Source organism: Methylocaldum sp. (assembly GCF_035627495.1).
Taxonomy (GTDB): domain Bacteria; phylum Pseudomonadota; class Gammaproteobacteria; order Methylococcales; family Methylococcaceae; genus Methylocaldum.
This window is the reverse complement of record NZ_DASPLO010000045.1, coordinates 25,986-41,110: the sequence shown is the minus strand read 5'-3', so window position 1 is coordinate 41,110 and position 15,125 is coordinate 25,986. Positions and strand designations below refer to the sequence as shown.

Annotated in this window: 13 protein-coding genes; 6 read left to right on the top strand and 7 right to left on the bottom strand. The window is 54.5% G+C overall.

Going from position 1 to position 15,125, the window contains the following annotated elements; genetic code table 11:
• The first annotated feature begins 405 nt into the window (after nt 1-405).
• Nucleotides 406-633: a hypothetical protein gene (locus VEB01_RS03910; RefSeq protein WP_324873007.1), complete on the top strand. Its 228-nt coding sequence runs from the start codon at nt 406-408 to the stop codon at nt 631-633.
• Between the two features lie 178 nt (nt 634-811).
• Entirely contained in the window at nt 812-1,114 is a 303-nt protein-coding gene (locus tag VEB01_RS03905; RefSeq protein ID WP_324873005.1) for a hypothetical protein, read from the top strand.
• Nucleotides 1,115-1,310: 196 nt separating this feature from the next.
• Here VEB01_RS03905 and VEB01_RS03900 read toward each other — a convergent pair whose 3' ends face one another.
• The 4 genes from VEB01_RS03900 to rluC all read right to left on the bottom strand — a co-directional run bounded on the left by VEB01_RS03900 (nt 1,311) and on the right by rluC (nt 4,576).
• A complete protein-coding gene (locus tag VEB01_RS03900) occupies nt 1,311-1,916 on the bottom strand; it encodes an NUDIX domain-containing protein (RefSeq protein ID WP_324873003.1) in 606 nt (201 codons plus the stop codon).
• A 10-nt stretch (nt 1,917-1,926) separates the two neighbouring features.
• Nucleotides 1,927-2,868 (bottom strand): signal peptide peptidase SppA, encoded by a 942-nt coding sequence (gene sppA, locus VEB01_RS03895; protein ID WP_324873001.1) that lies wholly within the window; start codon nt 2,866-2,868, stop codon nt 1,927-1,929.
• A 92-nt stretch (nt 2,869-2,960) separates the two neighbouring features.
• Entirely contained in the window at nt 2,961-3,629 is a 669-nt protein-coding gene (locus VEB01_RS03890; protein ID WP_324872999.1) for an HAD-IA family hydrolase, read from the bottom strand.
• Complete coding sequence (rluC, locus tag VEB01_RS03885) at nt 3,626-4,576, bottom strand: 23S rRNA pseudouridine(955/2504/2580) synthase RluC (protein ID WP_324872998.1); 951 nt, start codon at nt 4,574-4,576, stop codon at nt 3,626-3,628. The genes VEB01_RS03890 and rluC overlap by 4 nt, the downstream gene beginning before the upstream one ends.
• 636 nt (nt 4,577-5,212) lie before the next feature.
• Between rluC and VEB01_RS03880 the strand changes: the two genes are divergently transcribed.
• Nucleotides 5,213-7,807 carry an Rne/Rng family ribonuclease gene (locus tag VEB01_RS03880; RefSeq protein ID WP_324872997.1) on the top strand — a complete coding sequence of 865 codons (2,595 nt, stop codon included), beginning with the start codon at nt 5,213-5,215 and terminating at the stop codon, nt 7,805-7,807.
• 163 nt (nt 7,808-7,970) lie between these two features.
• Here the strand turns inward: VEB01_RS03880 and recN are convergent, their stop codons facing one another.
• Genes recN through bfr form a run of 3 tightly spaced genes read right to left on the bottom strand, consistent with a single transcriptional unit; the run spans nt 7,971 to nt 11,070 of the window.
• Nucleotides 7,971-9,659: a DNA repair protein RecN gene (gene recN, locus VEB01_RS03875; RefSeq protein ID WP_324872995.1), complete on the bottom strand. Its 1,689-nt coding sequence runs from the start codon at nt 9,657-9,659 to the stop codon at nt 7,971-7,973.
• A gap of 2 nt (nt 9,660-9,661) precedes the next feature.
• Nucleotides 9,662-10,546 carry an NAD(+) kinase gene (locus VEB01_RS03870; protein ID WP_324872993.1) on the bottom strand — a complete coding sequence of 295 codons (885 nt, stop codon included), beginning with the start codon at nt 10,544-10,546 and terminating at the stop codon, nt 9,662-9,664.
• 59 nt (nt 10,547-10,605) lie between these two features.
• The gene (gene bfr, locus VEB01_RS03865) at nt 10,606-11,070 is read right to left on the bottom strand and encodes a bacterioferritin (RefSeq protein WP_324872991.1); all 465 of its coding nucleotides are present in this window, start codon (nt 11,068-11,070) and stop codon (nt 10,606-10,608) included.
• A gap of 173 nt (nt 11,071-11,243) precedes the next feature.
• Here bfr and hrcA point away from each other — a divergent pair, with 173 nt between their 5' ends.
• The 3 genes from hrcA (at nt 11,244) to dnaK (ending at nt 15,009) form a co-directional block, all read left to right on the top strand.
• The gene (gene hrcA / locus VEB01_RS03860; protein WP_324872989.1) at nt 11,244-12,302 is read left to right on the top strand and encodes a heat-inducible transcriptional repressor HrcA; all 1,059 of its coding nucleotides are present in this window, start codon (nt 11,244-11,246) and stop codon (nt 12,300-12,302) included.
• Between the two features lie 84 nt (nt 12,303-12,386).
• Nucleotides 12,387-13,004, top strand: coding sequence for a nucleotide exchange factor GrpE (gene grpE / locus VEB01_RS03855; protein ID WP_324872987.1), 618 nt, complete (start codon nt 12,387-12,389; stop codon nt 13,002-13,004).
• Between the two features lie 76 nt (nt 13,005-13,080).
• Nucleotides 13,081-15,009 (top strand): molecular chaperone DnaK, encoded by a 1,929-nt coding sequence (dnaK, locus tag VEB01_RS03850; RefSeq protein ID WP_324872984.1) that lies wholly within the window; start codon nt 13,081-13,083, stop codon nt 15,007-15,009.
• Nucleotides 15,010-15,125: the final 116 nt, after the last annotated feature.

Genomic DNA, 15,125 nt, shown 5'->3' with positions numbered 1-15,125 from the left:
GCGTTCCACGGCCGAGCGCGCCTCGGCCGTCAGTTTCACTGCGTATTTCTGGGTTCGCATGATCGTCTCCTGGCTTCCAGACAATCATCAGACCCAAGACATGACCAAACATTGCACTGCTACCGTGGCGAAGCACTAGTTCCCATCACAGTAAAGCCGGAAGAAATCTGACCATCGAATACCTGCAGAATAATTGCACTCAGCAGGACCGACTTACAGACAACCCACAACGGAAAAGAAAAGTAACCAAAAAATGATAGTCGCGCTGCCCGTGCTAATCAGCACATTCGCTCACTCCAATATGACGGCAGGGATCTCACTCAAACACCGAACTCGCGCCGCCATAAAGAAAGCTTGTCATCCGTCGACCTTAAAATAAATCTGAGCCACAGGCGCAAAAAACCGGTGACGAGCGAATCGCCCCTTTCGACAGTAATCGCAACCATTCATTTCCCGAATGGAGCCGATAATGAAATCTATGAGTTACCTTTCGATGGCAGCAACATCGCAAGCGGCAAAGTACCCATTGAACAAAGAATACCCTTTAGCGGAAATCTGCGCGATGTTCTCGACAAGGTAAACGCCATCATGTCTGCCAGCCGGAAGTCGATGGCGATTAGAAGGAGAGCGTAGCAAAAAGGTAGCATACCGCCGTTCGGCAGCGCCGGATCTACAACTGGCTCACGCGCCATACACCGGCATTCTGGTTATATACCAGACAATATGCGCGAGGAGTTGTCATTTAAAATAAAAGAAAGCAACTCTGCCCAAGATCAAGCTCACCTCCCGCGTAAAAACCGTGCGCGTATACATGGCGATCATTCAATGTTGCCTGAATGACACCGGCAAACGACTAAAACCCTTCGTGAAGGACAGAAAACTAAAGAAGGAAGACAAGCTGGCCAGCGATTACCGGCTGTGGACGCCGGTTGCCGATGCGAGCATCACCGAAATCCCGGACACGGGTTTCACTCTTTACATTGATATCAAGAGAAGCAGCGCTCTCCCAAATGACTGCGGAGTCGGCCACGCCAATGGAATTTATCCCTCGGAACTGGCAAAGCCTTTCAACCATCTTGCCACGCCCGCCAGAAGCAAATCGCGCTTCAAATAAGGTGCGGTCTCGCATCGTCGTCAGCGCCTGATCCCCCAAACAGTCCTTCAGGGAAACTCATCGCCGCAGCCTGGGGCCTATCCTCTCCTGCTTATCAAGCCCGAACCCGCCGACAACATCGCCTTGCAGATTGCCGAAGCGCTAACGAATCCTTAGTCAAAGAGGTAAAACCTGGGAGACTTTCACCAATGGGCTATTATTCTCGCACCGCTCTTAAGCGGCCCCGATTCAACGCCAGCCACTGAAGACCGATGATTGGAATAGCGGCTTCAATTCGGCCTTGATCAAGCCAATCGATCGCTTGGTCGAAGCTCACAACGCTAGCCAGAATATCCTCGTGTTCCTCACCAAGACCGTGTATGCCGCCTAAGCCGTGGGAATCCACGATTCCGCAATATAGCGTGATTTTTTCCGAGCACCCGCCGGGCGTCGGGAAAAACTCAGCGATGCGAATGAGTTCGTGAATCTCGCAACCGGCCTCCTCGCGGGCCTCGCGGTGAGCGACGTCCTCTGGACTTTCCCCTTCCTCGACGGCGCCGGCCACGATTTCTAGAAGCCACGGATCCCCACTCACCTGCATGGCTCCGACCCTGAACTGCTCGATAAGCACCACCCGGTCTGCTACGGGGTCATAGGGCATAACCGCAACGCTTTTGCCACGATGAAACAACTCCCTGTCCAAAGGCTCACTCCAGCCTCCACGAAACAAGGCATGCCTGAATCGGATGCGTGACAGGCTGAAGAAACCACGATAAATCGGCTCTTCCTCGATAACCTCGAACATCTTCCCGGTTGACTTCATAAAAAGCCACTTAATTCGGATATAGTCCGGCCGACACAGCGCCGCGCAACATATGGCCAAAGGTGGTACCGATGCGGTTCGTGACTCGATCCCATAGATTTTCCTCCGGTGTGTAATTGACCACGTCCTTGGCGCCGATTACCGCTTCCGCCACCGAACGGACATCGCCGAGTTCATCCACTAATCCAAGCTTAATGCCTTCCGCGCCCGTCCAGACCAGACCCGAGTACAGTTCGGGAGTATTCTCGTTCAGGCGCCCTGCCCGCCCCTGACGGACAGCCTCGATAAACTGCTGGTGGATTGTATTGAGCACCGTTTGCACGTGCTCTCTTGCCACTGGGTCGACCGGCGAAAAAGGATCGAGAATCGCCTTATGCTCGCCGGCCGTCATCACCCTGCGCTCTATGCCGAGTTTGTTAATCGCGTCCACGAATCCGAAGCTATCCATGATCACGCCGATCGATCCCACGATACTCGACTGGTTGACAAAGATCTTATCGGCGGCGGACGCGATGTAATAGCCGCCAGAAGTGCACATATCCGCGACCACCGCATAGATCGGAAGATCCGGCTTAAGTTTTTTGATCCGCCGAATCTCCTCATAAACATAAGCCGATTGAACGGGGCTACCGCCCGGCGTATTCATGCGCAAAATGATGCCTTTGGTGCCGGCCGCTTCAACGGCTGCCCTAAGGCCTTCGATTATGGTGTCGGCGTTAGCTTTTTCCCCGGCGGCTATCATGCCCGCCACATCGACGACGGCGGTATGACTCTTCCCCCCCATGTTCCGTTGTTCCGATAACGGCTGGGCGATCAACCAAAGTGCGACGCCCAAGTAGGCCAGCATAAATAGCTTGAAAAATATTCCCCAGCGCCGTGCCCGCCGCTGCTCCGTAACCGACGCCAACAGCACTTTTTCCAGAGTTTCGCGTTCCCATGCGGGTGAAGGCATCTGCTTCTCCGTTTCTTGCCCGGTTTCACTCACGTTTTGTTGGTCCATAGTGTTATCTCAGTCAGTTTCTCGCCGCTTGTCTTGTACTCAAACTAAATCAAATCAGTTTGTCGGTTTAGAACCTTCAGAAGGTCGGCGGTCCGGTCCAGGCACGCCAAAGAGTCAAACCCGGCCAGTTCGACCAAATCATTCGCACCGCATCCGACGCCGACTGCGGCGACTCCGGCATTATGAGCCATACGCAGATCGTGGAGCGAATCACCCACCATCAAGGTCCTTTCTTCGGTGATATCGAGCTCACGCATGAGTTGAAAGAGCATTTCCGGGTTCGGTTTGGATGCCGTCTCATCCGCGCAGCGAGTAGCGTGAAAAAATAAGCCCGTTCCGGTCGCGGCGAGGGCATGATCCAGACCACTGCGGGTTTTCCCCGTAGCGACGGCAAGGCGGTAACCTTGATCCCTCAATTCCGCCAACATATCGAACACCCCTCTGAACAGACCGTCGGCACCAATCGTTTTCCTGCCGTAATAGCGGCGATAGCTTTCAGCCAAGCGGAATGCCATTTCGGAAGGGTATTCGGGAAACAAAGTCTCCATCGCCTCCTTCAGCCCGAGACCTATAACGGATTTGGCCGCGTGATTAGACGGCATGGACAAACCGCAGTCATGCGCTGCTAGCTGCAAGCACTCCACAATCCATCCGACCGAATCGAACAGAGTGCCATCCCAGTCGAATACCAAAAGATCGAATCGGTTGTTCATCGCGACAAAATGTCGAGGAACTCGGAAAGGTCCTGATCAAGCGGAGCTTTAGCTTCTGTTGACTTGCCCGTGCGCGGATGGCGGAAAGCGGTTTCCAGAGCATGAAGAAATAGGCGCTTCAAACCGAGCTGACGAAACTCCCGATTAATCTTCTCGTCGCCGTAGCGCTCGTCGCCGACGATCGGATGCCCCATGGCTTGGGCATGAACTCGAATTTGATGGGTACGGCCGGTGACGGGGCGGGCCTCAACCAGAGTCGAATTGGCATAGCGGTCCTTCCTTCTGAATTCCGTGACTGCCGGCTTGCCCTCACGCGCCACCCTAACCATCCGTTCGCCGCTCTGCAGGACGTTTTTTTTCAGCGGCGCATCCATTATCCATCGGGTTCTGGCCCATGGGCCCGCAAGCAAGGCCAGATAAACCTTCTTTACTTCGTCGTTGCGAAATTGTTCGTGCAGAATTCGTAAGGCGCTACGCTTTTTGGCGATCAGCAAACAACCGGAGGTATCTCGATCCAAACGGTGCACGAGCTCCAAAAACCGCGCTTCCGGACGGATTTCCCGCAAGCCTTCAATGACGCCGAAACTCAAACCGCTACCACCGTGCACCGCCATCCCTGCTGGTTTGTTGAGTACCAAGAGATCGTCGTCTTCGTACAATACCCGAGGCTCCAAACGGGCCCGCACGAAAGCTTCGGGCACCCCATCATGATCACGGGAGGCTAACCTGATCGGTGGAATACGGATCAAATCACCCGTATCCAGGCGCTCCCGAGCTTGAATGCGCCCCCCATTGCGGCGAACCTCGCCGGTACGCAGAATTCGATACACATGACTCTTCGGTACTCCCTTAAGACGCGCGAACAGAAAATTATCGATCCGCTGGCCTGCACTCTCCTCATCGATCTCGATCCATTGAACGGAGACGCCGCTTGATGCTTCTTTCATGCCGACATGATAGCAGCTTTAACCGCCCAAATTGATGGTTCTCCTTAAGATTGTTATAGTTAGTTGTTAGCAATCGAACGCTAAGTAGTTATCCGAACCGTGCTCGGCCTCAATAGCACATGAACCGTTTGGATCGACCTGAAGTCGCGAGTCGATTCAGTGGCTTATAAAGCCGATCTTTCCGGCGGTCACACAGTTGACGGGCGGGAAATCGTAAACTTTACGGCTGGGTGACGAACGCGCCGAAGATGATCGACGAGAAATAATCCGATCGTCGGGAATTGCTGCCCGCGCAACAGCCGGGCCTAGCCGACAACCGTTTTGCCGAACGGATATTAATTACTGCGACAGACAGAACATTGTTTGGGTCAAGAGTACCGCTTAGGGAAATCTGACCGGAAGAACGACAAGAACTGGGTTTTTTCGCTCGACCCATGATGAGCGAGTATCGTGTTACCCGAGGAATGGAAGACCCCCGCTCTCACTGAGGCAGGGTGTACCTCGCAACGTCAAGATTCGGTTTTCAACGCGCTAGGCGCATTAACATCAATTAAGAACACGTTTTGATTGATAAGAAAAATGGCTGCATGAAACCGCTTGCCCACTCCTTCGGGGAAACGCTAAAGGACCAGCCGAATGAGAAGAATGTTAATCAACGCCACTCAACCCGAGGAACTTCGGGTCGCACTGGTGGACGGACAGAAACTTTACGACTTTGATATAGAAATCCCTTCCAAAGAACAGAAAAAAGCCAATATCTACAAGGGCACTATCACCCGCATCGAACCCAGTCTAGAGGCGGCCTTCGTCAATTATGGCGCGGAGCGCCACGGCTTTTTGCCGTTTAAGGAGATTACACCGAGCTATTTCGGGCAGTCGCCGGATGAGGATTTCTCCCGCCGCGACATCAAGGATCTGCTCAAGGAGGGACAGGAAGTAATAGTTCAGGTCGAGAAGGAGGAACGCGGGAGCAAAGGTGCGGCGCTAACGACTTACATCAGCCTGGCTGGCAGTTACCTGGTTCTGATGCCCAATAACCCGCGTGCCGGCGGCATTTCGCGTCGTATCGAGGGCGACATTCGCTCCGACATGCGTGAAGTTATGAGTCAGCTTGAAATTCCCGATGGCATGGGGCTTATCGTACGGACCGCCGGGGGCGGCAAGTCGGCCGAAGAGCTGCAATGGGATCTCAACTACCTCTTGCAACTGTGGGAGGCGATTGACCGCTCGGCTAAAGAGAAGCCCTCTCCCTTCCTGATCTTTCAGGAAAGTAACGTGATTATCCGCGCATTGAGGGATCACCTCCGCGGGGATATCGATGAGATCCTGATCGACAACGCCGGGACCTTTAAGGTGGTACGCAGCTTTCTGCAGCAAGTCATGCCGCAATTCATCCAGAAAGCGAAACTGTATCAGGATACGGTGCCTCTGTTCAGCCGCTATCAGATCGAAAGCCAAATCGAGACAGCTTACAGCCGGGAAGTACCCTTACCGTCCGGCGGAGCCATCGTGATCGATCACAGTGAAGCCCTGACAGCAATCGATATCAACTCCGCCCGCGCAACCAAAGGTGGCGATATCGAGGAAACGGCCCTGAACACTAACTTGGAAGCCGCCGACGAAATCGCACGCCAACTCAGACTCCGGGATTTGGGCGGTTTGTTCGTGATCGACTTCATAGACATGATGGCGGCGCGTAATCAGCGCGCCGTGGAAAACCGTTTGCGCGACGCCATCAAATCGGACCGGGCCCGGATACAAATCGGCCGTATCTCACGCTTCGGCTTGCTGGAGATGTCCCGCCAGCGTCTCCGTCCGTCGCTCGGCGAATCCAGCCTGCTCACCTGCCCACGATGCAACGGCCAAGGCTCTGTGCGTAGCGTACAGTCGCTGGCACTGTCGGTGCTGCGGATCATCGAAGAAGAGGCGATGAAGAAAAATACCGACAAGGTTATCGCTCATCTGCCTATCGATTCGGCCACATACCTTCTCAACGAAAAGCGCTCGACTATCGAGGACGTTGAAAAACGCCACCAGGTTAGCGTTATCGTGATACCTAGCAAACACTTGGAAACGCCGGCCTATGAAATCCAGCGTGTACGGAGCTCCGGCACCGAGGATGAGGGAGAAAGGAAACCAAGCTACCAGATACTCAGATCGACGGAGCCTGAACTCCCGAGGTTTGCGAGGGAAGTCGCATCAATCAGCGCAGAGCCTGCCGTTAAGGAATTCCTACCGAGTCACCCCGCGCCTATGACTGCGGCCGGCAAACAGGCCGCAGGGGGGTTTATAAAACGATTCTGGTCAATTCTGACCGGAGGCAAGCCGGAGGACGAGGAGGAGACGGGTACCGAGAGACCGCAATTGATACCCCCCCGCACTGTGCAGCAACGGCCTCATCGGGTAGCTGACTTTAAACAGCGCCAACGCCCTGCCGGCGGAGAAATGCCCGAGGTTCGAGAAACCGAAGCCCGCACTCCACTTCCGGAGAAGCAGGAATTCAGCAACGGCGATCGGCGAGCCCGAGATCAGTCAAGACGGGGAGGATCACGAAGGCGGCGCTCAAGGAGAGGAGAGCCCGGCTTTGGGCGCGGCGGCCAACAAGGCCAGCCGAGAGAGATTTCACCGGAGAAAACCGAGAACTCCAACCTGCCGATACCGGAAAGTCCAGCGGCAGATTACAGATCTGCCGGTGAGGAACCAACCCAAGCCATCATGTCCGCACTTGTTTCCGACAATCAGATCCCGGTCCTAACCGAACCGGCTCGCACATCGTTGGAGCAAGAGGAAAAACCCGAGATTCCAGCAGTCTATTTGCCGAAACCTGCTGTATTGGAAGAATCCCGTGTCGAGCACGAAAATCGAAGCTCAGTCAGTGTGCCGGCCATCGAATCTTCTGAGTTTGAGTTTTCTTCGGGCGATAGAGAAGAAACGGAGACCGAAGCGGAAGATTTGAGCGCCGAAGACCCTTCACTTCGCAACCCGCCCCGCCGTTCCTTAGCCAAACGCCGGGGGCGCGGAAGACGGGATAAGAGATTTGTCGCCAAGCGAGGCGAGTCCAGCGAGGGACAAAACGATACCACCCATGAAGATACCCGAGAAACGGATGAAATGCCTTCGACGGCTCCTGCCAGCCGTTCCGCTGATGAGCATCGGCCAAGCGAAGAAAGCCGGAACATCACCAGCGCCACCGTGCCGGATAAACCGGGCACCGAAGACGGCACAGAGTAATATTGAACCGTGAGGAACGAAACGACTTGATCGTAAATTGTCGGGCGGCTAGACAACCGCCCGACAATACCCTTACTCTACTTTCATCCACTGCGGCCCGCGAACCGTTGTCGCACTACAAATGGCTTCGACGGTCCTCTCCTAACCAATCTTCAGCGAGATTTTAAACCTCCAACTCGCTTTGCAAATGGCTGTTCAACATCTCCTCAGCATGAGCCAAGGTTTGCTGAGTGACTCGAATTCCACCAAGCATACGGGCGATCTCTTGTTTCCTTTCCTCAAGGGAAAGCTTTCGGACCGTCGATTGCGTGATCCCGCCCGCGCTGTTTTTTTCCACTAACAAGTGACGATGGCCCTGAGCCGCAACTTGAGGCAAATGGGTTACGCAAAATACCTGTCGTCCATGTCCCAGCGTACGCAGCTTCTGCCCGACGATTTCGGCCACCCGCCCGCCGATTCCTGTATCCACCTCATCAAAGATCAAGCTCGGAATGGTTTTGGAATCGGTAGCCGCCACCTGAACGGCCAGACTGATGCGTGACAGTTCGCCGCCCGACGCGACCTTGGCTAAAGGGCGCGGCGGCAAACCGGGATTGGCGCTTACCAAGAACTCAACTTGATCCACGCCGAAGGGGGCCGGTTCTTTCGTGCTTTCAGTACGCACCTCCACCAGAAACTGCCCCTGCGGCATACCCAATTCCTGAATCATCTCCGAAATACGTGACTGCAACTTGCTAGCGACTAATTGCCGGCGTTGAGATAAGACATCCGCAACTTTCCCGTAATCCGCAAAAATCTGCCGAAGGTCCGATTGCAAGGCCTCAATTCTTTCCGACCCGCGAGTGATACCGCTCACTTCCGACTGTAGCGACTCGAGTAGCTCGGGCAACTCTTCCGGCCGGACCTGATGTTTTCGGGCTAGGCGATGGATGTCTCCGAGGCGCTGTTCAAGCCAATCCAGACGACCAGGGTCGGCCTCAATACGCTCAAGTTGACGGCGGAGTTGCAACGCCCCTTCTTTAACCTGTACTTGCGCCTCGTTTAAGAGAGCGGCCGTTTCTTCCAATTCGGGAGCCAGTTGACTCAAGTCCGATAAAGCATGGATAGCTTGGGCTAGACGCGCGCTGACCGAGTGACTTTCGTTTTCGTAGAGGAGTTCTAGTTGCACTTGGCCCGTGGTAAGTATCTTGCCGACGTTGGCCAGGAGTGTCTGCTCTTCGACCAGAGCCGGATAGTCGAGCTCTGGAATCTCATGCTGCTCCAGTTCGTCGATTTGGTACCGCAACAACTCTTCGCGAGCGGCTTGATCTTTAGCTGCACTCGTAAGCTCTTCCAACTCGTCCCGAGTGCTTCGCCAACGCTCATAGAGGGTGCCTATCTGGGTCAGCAACGCCTCGTTCCCCGCCGCCTCGTCCAGTAACCGGCGCTGTTCCGCCGACTTTAGAAGATGCACATGGGCATGCTGGCCGTGTATCTCGACCAAACTAGAGCCCAGTTCCTGCAAGGCTTGCAAGGTGACCGGGCGGCCGTTGACGAAAGCCTTCGAACGGCCGTCCTGGCTAATCACGCGCCGGACCAGGCATTCGTCGTCCTCCGTTAATTCATTTTCTTCCAGCCAGCGACGCGCATCTGGCGCATCATTAAGACCGAACGAAAGACTGATCTCGGCACGGGCCGCCCCGGGGCGAATAAAGCCGGAATCGGCGCGTTCGCCCAAAGCCAATCCCAAAGCGGTGAGCAGTATGGATTTCCCGGCGCCGGTCTCACCGGTAAGCACGGTCAATCCGCGCTCAAACTCCAAATCGAGCGATTGGACGACAGCCAAGTCTCTGATGCTGAGGTGAGCAAGCATAGTTAGCTACGATAACCGGAGCTCCAATTGAGCTTCGCCCTGAGAATTTCGAAGAAATCGTAATTCAGCGGATGAAGAATGCGGAAGGTTTTAGGTTCTCTTCTGATTTCGATACGGTCGTCCATCTCGACGTCGGGAATCGACACGTTGTCGCACACGACCTGCGCCTTGAACTGTTTGCTGGGCCTGAAGGCGATCTCGATCACGCTGTCGTCATCCACTACTATCGGGCGATTGGTCAAGGTATGCGGATTGATGGGCGCCAATACGATGGCCCTGAGCGTGGGATAAAGAATCGGACCTCCGGCCGAAAGAGCATAAGCCGTGGAGCCGGTGGGAGTCGATACGATAAGCCCGTCGGAACGCTGCGAATTCAGGAAAACGCCGTTGATTGAGGTCTCGATTTCAATCATGCTGGCGGCGTTCCAGCTACGTACAACCACTTCGTTGATTGCAGTCTGCTCATACAACGCGCGGCCATTACGGAAAATTTTCGCACGCAGCAAGAAGCGTTCATCGGCACTGTATCGCCCGTCGAGAATTTCATCGAGGATCGCGCCGGCATCCGAGGGAGATATATCGACAAGAAACCCCAATCGCCCCAGATTCACCCCGATCAATGGGATCTCGAACTGCGCCAGAACACGCGCGGCGGACAACAGCGTGCCATCGCCGCCTACCACAATAGCGAGATCGCAGCACCGGCCTATTTCGGCAATAGTGCACGTTTCCGGCGAGGAATCGGCCACAAAATGGGCGCAGTCCCTTTCCACCAAGACGCGCAGTCCTCTCTTGGTGAGATGCCGGTAAAGTGCGGAAAGAGTTTCGGCAATGCGCGGTGCATCGGGCTTCCCGATCAGGGCTACGTTCCGGAAGGTAGATGACATGCGTTCCTGGAGCCGTGAAATTCCAGCGACCTGTAAAATCGACCGGCCTATGCCGCAGCTTACATTTGAGACTGCAAATAGTTCTGCAGACCAATCTTTTGAATCAACCCCAACTGGGTTTCGATCCAGTCGATATGTTCTTCTTCGCTTTCGAGTATCTCTTCGAGAAGATCGCGAGACACGTAATCGCCGGCCTTCTCGCAAAAGTCGACTGCCTCGCGCAACAAAGACGTGCTTTGGAGTTCCAATTGAAGGTCGCAGCCGAGCATCTCTTCCGGATTTTCCCCGATCTTCAAATGACCGAGATCTTGCAAATTAGGCAATCCTTCGAGAAACAGAATACGCTCGATCAACTTATCGGCGTGCTTCATTTCATCGATAGACTCATCGTATTCGTGCTCGTTGAGCTTGCTCAACCCCCAGTTCTTATACATCCTGGCATGAAGAAAATACTGGTTGACGCCGATCAGTTCGTTGCCGAGCACGCGGTTCAGATAATCGATAACGGTTGAGTCGCCTTGCATGATTCTCTCCTTGGATGTGGGAACGTTCGCCCTGCGGTTGTTAAGATTACACCCTGTCAAGACGCCGCTTTGCTCGATATGGTATGAGCTTCTTGACACATTATCCAGGGGTTGCTACTTTTTTAGCACTCGATGGTTTCGAGTGCTAAAAATCCCACCATCCGAGGATGCCGGTGTCCAAATATCCCCAGTTGAGCGACCGAGCCCAACACTTACTTAAAGTGTTGGTAGAGCGCTATATCGGCGAAGGCCAACCGGTTGGCTCGCGGGCTTTGGCTCGCGATACCGGGCTGAATCTGAGCCCGGCGACGATCCGCAACATCATGGCGGATCTTGAAGACATAGGGCTGATCACGTCGCCACACACATCGGCGGGACGCATGCCCACGGTGACCGGCTACCGTTTTTTCATCGATACCTTGTTAACGGTCAAGCCTTTACAGCAACACGTCGTCAGACAGCTTCGCCAGGATTTGGATACTCAGGACAGCCCCGACGACCTGCTCGAAACAGCCTCCCGGGTCCTTTCGGAAGTAACGCATATGGCGGGCCTCGTGATGTTGCCGCGCCGGGAAACCATAGCCTTCAGGCACATTGAATTTCTTCCGCTGTCCGATCAGCGCCTGCTGGTCATACTGGTGACTAACGAGCAGGAAGTTCATAACAAGATCATTCATACGTCGCGCCCGTTTTCCCCTTCCGATTTGCAAGCGGCAGCGAATTTTCTCAATTCGATGTACGCCGGCAAGGATCTAACTACGATTCGCGAAACTCTATTCAATGATTTGCAGGAAATGCGCGATCGCTTGAGCCAAGAAATCATAGACGCCGCTGAAATTGCGGATTTGGCCCTTAAAGATAGAGGAAGACGTCGAAAACCGTTTGTTTTGACGGGCGAAATCAATCTGATGGATTTTGCCGACTTGGCCAATATGGAGCAACTGCGTTCCTTATTCGAAGCATTTCATCAGAAAGAAGACTTAGTGCATCTCTTGGATCGTTGCTTAGAGACTCCAGGCATCAAAATCTTTATCGGCGAGGAATCCGGCTACCGCGCGCTGGACCAGTGTAGTTTGGTGACCGCCTCCTATTCCTTAAACGGCGAAGTGGTAGGCACCCTCGGCGTTATCGGTCCCACCCGCATGGAGTATGAACGGGTCATCCCCTTGGTCGATATCACGGCGAAATTACTGGGGGCTGCCTTGAATCAGAAATCGCTGACCCCATCTTAACCCATATTTGCTAGAAATCGACGGCCCGCCATGCGTGCTTAGACGCATCGGGCTTACCTATTTTTTGTTTAAGGAGCACGTTATATGAGCAAAGACCAGGCTTCGCCCGAATCGACGCCAATGACGCCGGATCAAGCGGAACAACCCGCTTCTATCGATACCGCACTCGCGACCGAGGAAGGCGCCAATGAACCAACCCCGATTGAACAGCTCGCGCAGCAACTGACCGAAACAGCCCGGAAAGCGGAGGAAAACTGGGACAAATTCGTACGCACCCAGGCCGAGCTCGAGAATTTGCGCCGACGTTCCGAAAAAGAACTCCAGAATGCCAACAAGTACGCTCTGGAGAAGTTTTCGAAAGAATTGCTGACCGTGATTGATAGCCTCGAACTCGGCTTGCAAGCGGCCGTGGGAGAGACCCCGGACGTGGTGAAATTGCGCGAAGGCATGGAACTCACGCTAAAGCAGTTGAATTCGGTGCTGGAGAGATTCAGTGTCCGGGTAGTGGACCCTATGGGTGAAAAGTTCAACCCGGACTTACACCAGGCCATGGCAATGCAGCCGACCACAGACGTTGAACCCAATACGGTGGTAAAGGTTTTCCAAAAAGGATATCTCCTCCATGATCGCCTATTGCGCCCGGCGATGGTGGTTATCGCCCAAGCCGCCGCAGAATCCACGCGCATCGACGAGCAAGCTTGAAATCAGCATTGGCGCCCCCATATTAACGCTATACGCACATCTCAACCACAAGCTATTGATTATTTTGGAGAATTAAATGGCGAAGATTATTGGCATCGATTTGGGCACCACCAATTCCTGCGTGGCCATTCTCGAAGGGGGCAAACCGCGCGTCATCGAAAATGCCGAAGGCGCTCGCACCACCCCTTCCATCGTAGCCTTCACACCCGATAACGAGGTATTGGCGGGTCAATCGGCTAAGCGCCAGGCGATCACCAACCCGAAGAACACCTTATACGCCGTCAAGCGCCTTATCGGACGCCGCTTCAAGGATTCCGTAGTCCAAAAAGACATTCATCTCGTGCCGTACAAGATCGTCGAAGCCGATAACGGCGATGCCTGGATTGAAGTCAACGGCAAAAAGATGGCCCCGCCGGAAATCTCCGCCCGCGTCTTGATGAAGCTGAAAAAGGACGCCGAAGCGTACCTCGGCGAAGAGATCAAGGAAGCCGTGATCACCGTGCCGGCTTATTTCAACGACTCTCAACGCCAGGCGACGAAAGACGCAGGCCGCATCGCGGGACTCGACGTCAAGCGCATCATCAACGAGCCGACCGCCGCAGCCATGGCCTTTGGCTTGGACAAAAAGCACGGCGACATCAAAATCGCGGTCTACGACCTCGGCGGCGGCACCTTCGACATTTCCATCATCGAAATCGCCGAAGTCGACGGCGAGCACCAATTCGAGGTGCTGTCCACCAATGGCGACACCCATTTAGGCGGCGAAGACTTCGACCTGCGCATCATCGATTACATCTGCGACGAGTTCAAAAAAGAGAACGGCATCGACCTGCACAATGATCCGTTGGCCTTGCAGCGTCTGAAAGAAGCGGCGGAAAAGGCAAAAATCGAGCTGTCGTCGAGTCAGCAAACGGATATCAACCTGCCTTATGTCACAGCCGATGCCAGCGGTCCCAAGCATCTCAACCTGAAATTGACCCGCGCCAAGCTCGAATCTTTGGTCGAGGATTTGATCCTGAAGACCAAAGTGCCGTGCGAGACCGCGCTGAAAGATTCCGGCCTCAAACCCAGCGAGATCGATGAGGTTATCCTAGTCGGCGGCCAGACGCGCATGCCGAAAGTTCAGGACTTCGTAAAGGACATCTTCGGCAAAGAGCCGCGTAAGGACGTCAACCCGGATGAAGCGGTAGCACTCGGTGCGGCGATTCAGGGTGGCGTCTTGGGCGGACAGGTCAAAGACGTACTGCTTCTGGACGTAACTCCGTTGTCCTTGGGTATTGAAACCCTGGGCGGCGTTATGACCAAGCTGATCGAGAAGAACACCACTATTCCGACCAAGACCGGACAGGTATTTTCAACGGCCGAGGATAACCAAACCGCGGTTACGATTCACGTCCTTCAGGGCGAACGCGAGATGGCAAAGGACAATAAGTCCCTTGGCAAGTTCGACCTGAGCGACATTCCTCCGGCACCGCGCGGCATACCGCAGGTCGAGGTGACTTTCGATATCGACGCCAACGGTATCCTGCATGTATCGGCCAAGGACAAGGCCACCGGCAAACAGCAGTCGATCCGCATCACCGCCTCCAGCGGTCTGACCGAGGACGAGATCAAGCGGATGGTCAAGGATGCGGAGCTGCACGCCGAAGAAGACAAGAAACTGCACGAGCTAGTAAGCGCCCGCAATAACGCCGACGCCATGATCCATGCGACGAACAAAACGCTGCACGAACTTGGCGATAAAGTGCAAGACGACGAGCGCAGCAAGATCGAGCGCGCGATCAGCGAACTGAAGACCGCTATGAACGGCGACGACAAATCGGAAATCGAGCGGAAGACTGAACATCTAACCGAGCTTTCGGGTAAACTGGCGGAACGCTTGTACGCACAGAAAAGCGAAACAGCGGGCTCTCCCGGTGCCGAATCCGAAGGAACGGCGGAAGCCAAGTCCGGCGACGATGTCGTCGATGCCGAATTCGAAGAAGTCAAAGAGGACCGGAAATAAAGCGATCCTTTGTTTGATATGGCACTGAGCCATGAATGCAGATGAGCGGAGACAGGGCGCTCATTCGCCTTCACCCTTAACCATGAGTCTAAAGCGGACGAGGTTTTGGGTGAGGC

Bases quoted from the DNA above. Each gene is read 5' to 3' on its own strand.
- VEB01_RS03905 (WP_324873005.1), top strand. From the start codon at position 812: ATGGCGATCATTCAATGTTGCCTGAATGACACCGGCAAACGACTAAAA.
- VEB01_RS03900 (WP_324873003.1), bottom strand. From the start codon at position 1,916: ATGAAGTCAACCGGGAAGATGTTCGAGGTTATCGAGGAAGAGCCGATT.
- sppA (WP_324873001.1), bottom strand. From the start codon at position 2,868: ATGCCTTCACCCGCATGGGAACGCGAAACTCTGGAAAAAGTGCTGTTG.
- VEB01_RS03890 (WP_324872999.1), bottom strand. From the start codon at position 3,629: ATGAACAACCGATTCGATCTTTTGGTATTCGACTGGGATGGCACTCTG.
- rluC (WP_324872998.1), bottom strand. From the start codon at position 4,576: ATGAAAGAAGCATCAAGCGGCGTCTCCGTTCAATGGATCGAGATCGAT.
- VEB01_RS03880 (WP_324872997.1), top strand. From the start codon at position 5,213: ATGAGAAGAATGTTAATCAACGCCACTCAACCCGAGGAACTTCGGGTC.
- recN (WP_324872995.1), bottom strand. From the start codon at position 9,659: ATGCTTGCTCACCTCAGCATCAGAGACTTGGCTGTCGTCCAATCGCTC.
- VEB01_RS03870 (WP_324872993.1), bottom strand. From the start codon at position 10,546: ATGTCATCTACCTTCCGGAACGTAGCCCTGATCGGGAAGCCCGATGCA.
- bfr (WP_324872991.1), bottom strand. From the start codon at position 11,070: ATGCAAGGCGACTCAACCGTTATCGATTATCTGAACCGCGTGCTCGGC.
- grpE (WP_324872987.1), top strand. From the start codon at position 12,387: ATGAGCAAAGACCAGGCTTCGCCCGAATCGACGCCAATGACGCCGGAT.
- dnaK (WP_324872984.1), top strand. From the start codon at position 13,081: ATGGCGAAGATTATTGGCATCGATTTGGGCACCACCAATTCCTGCGTG.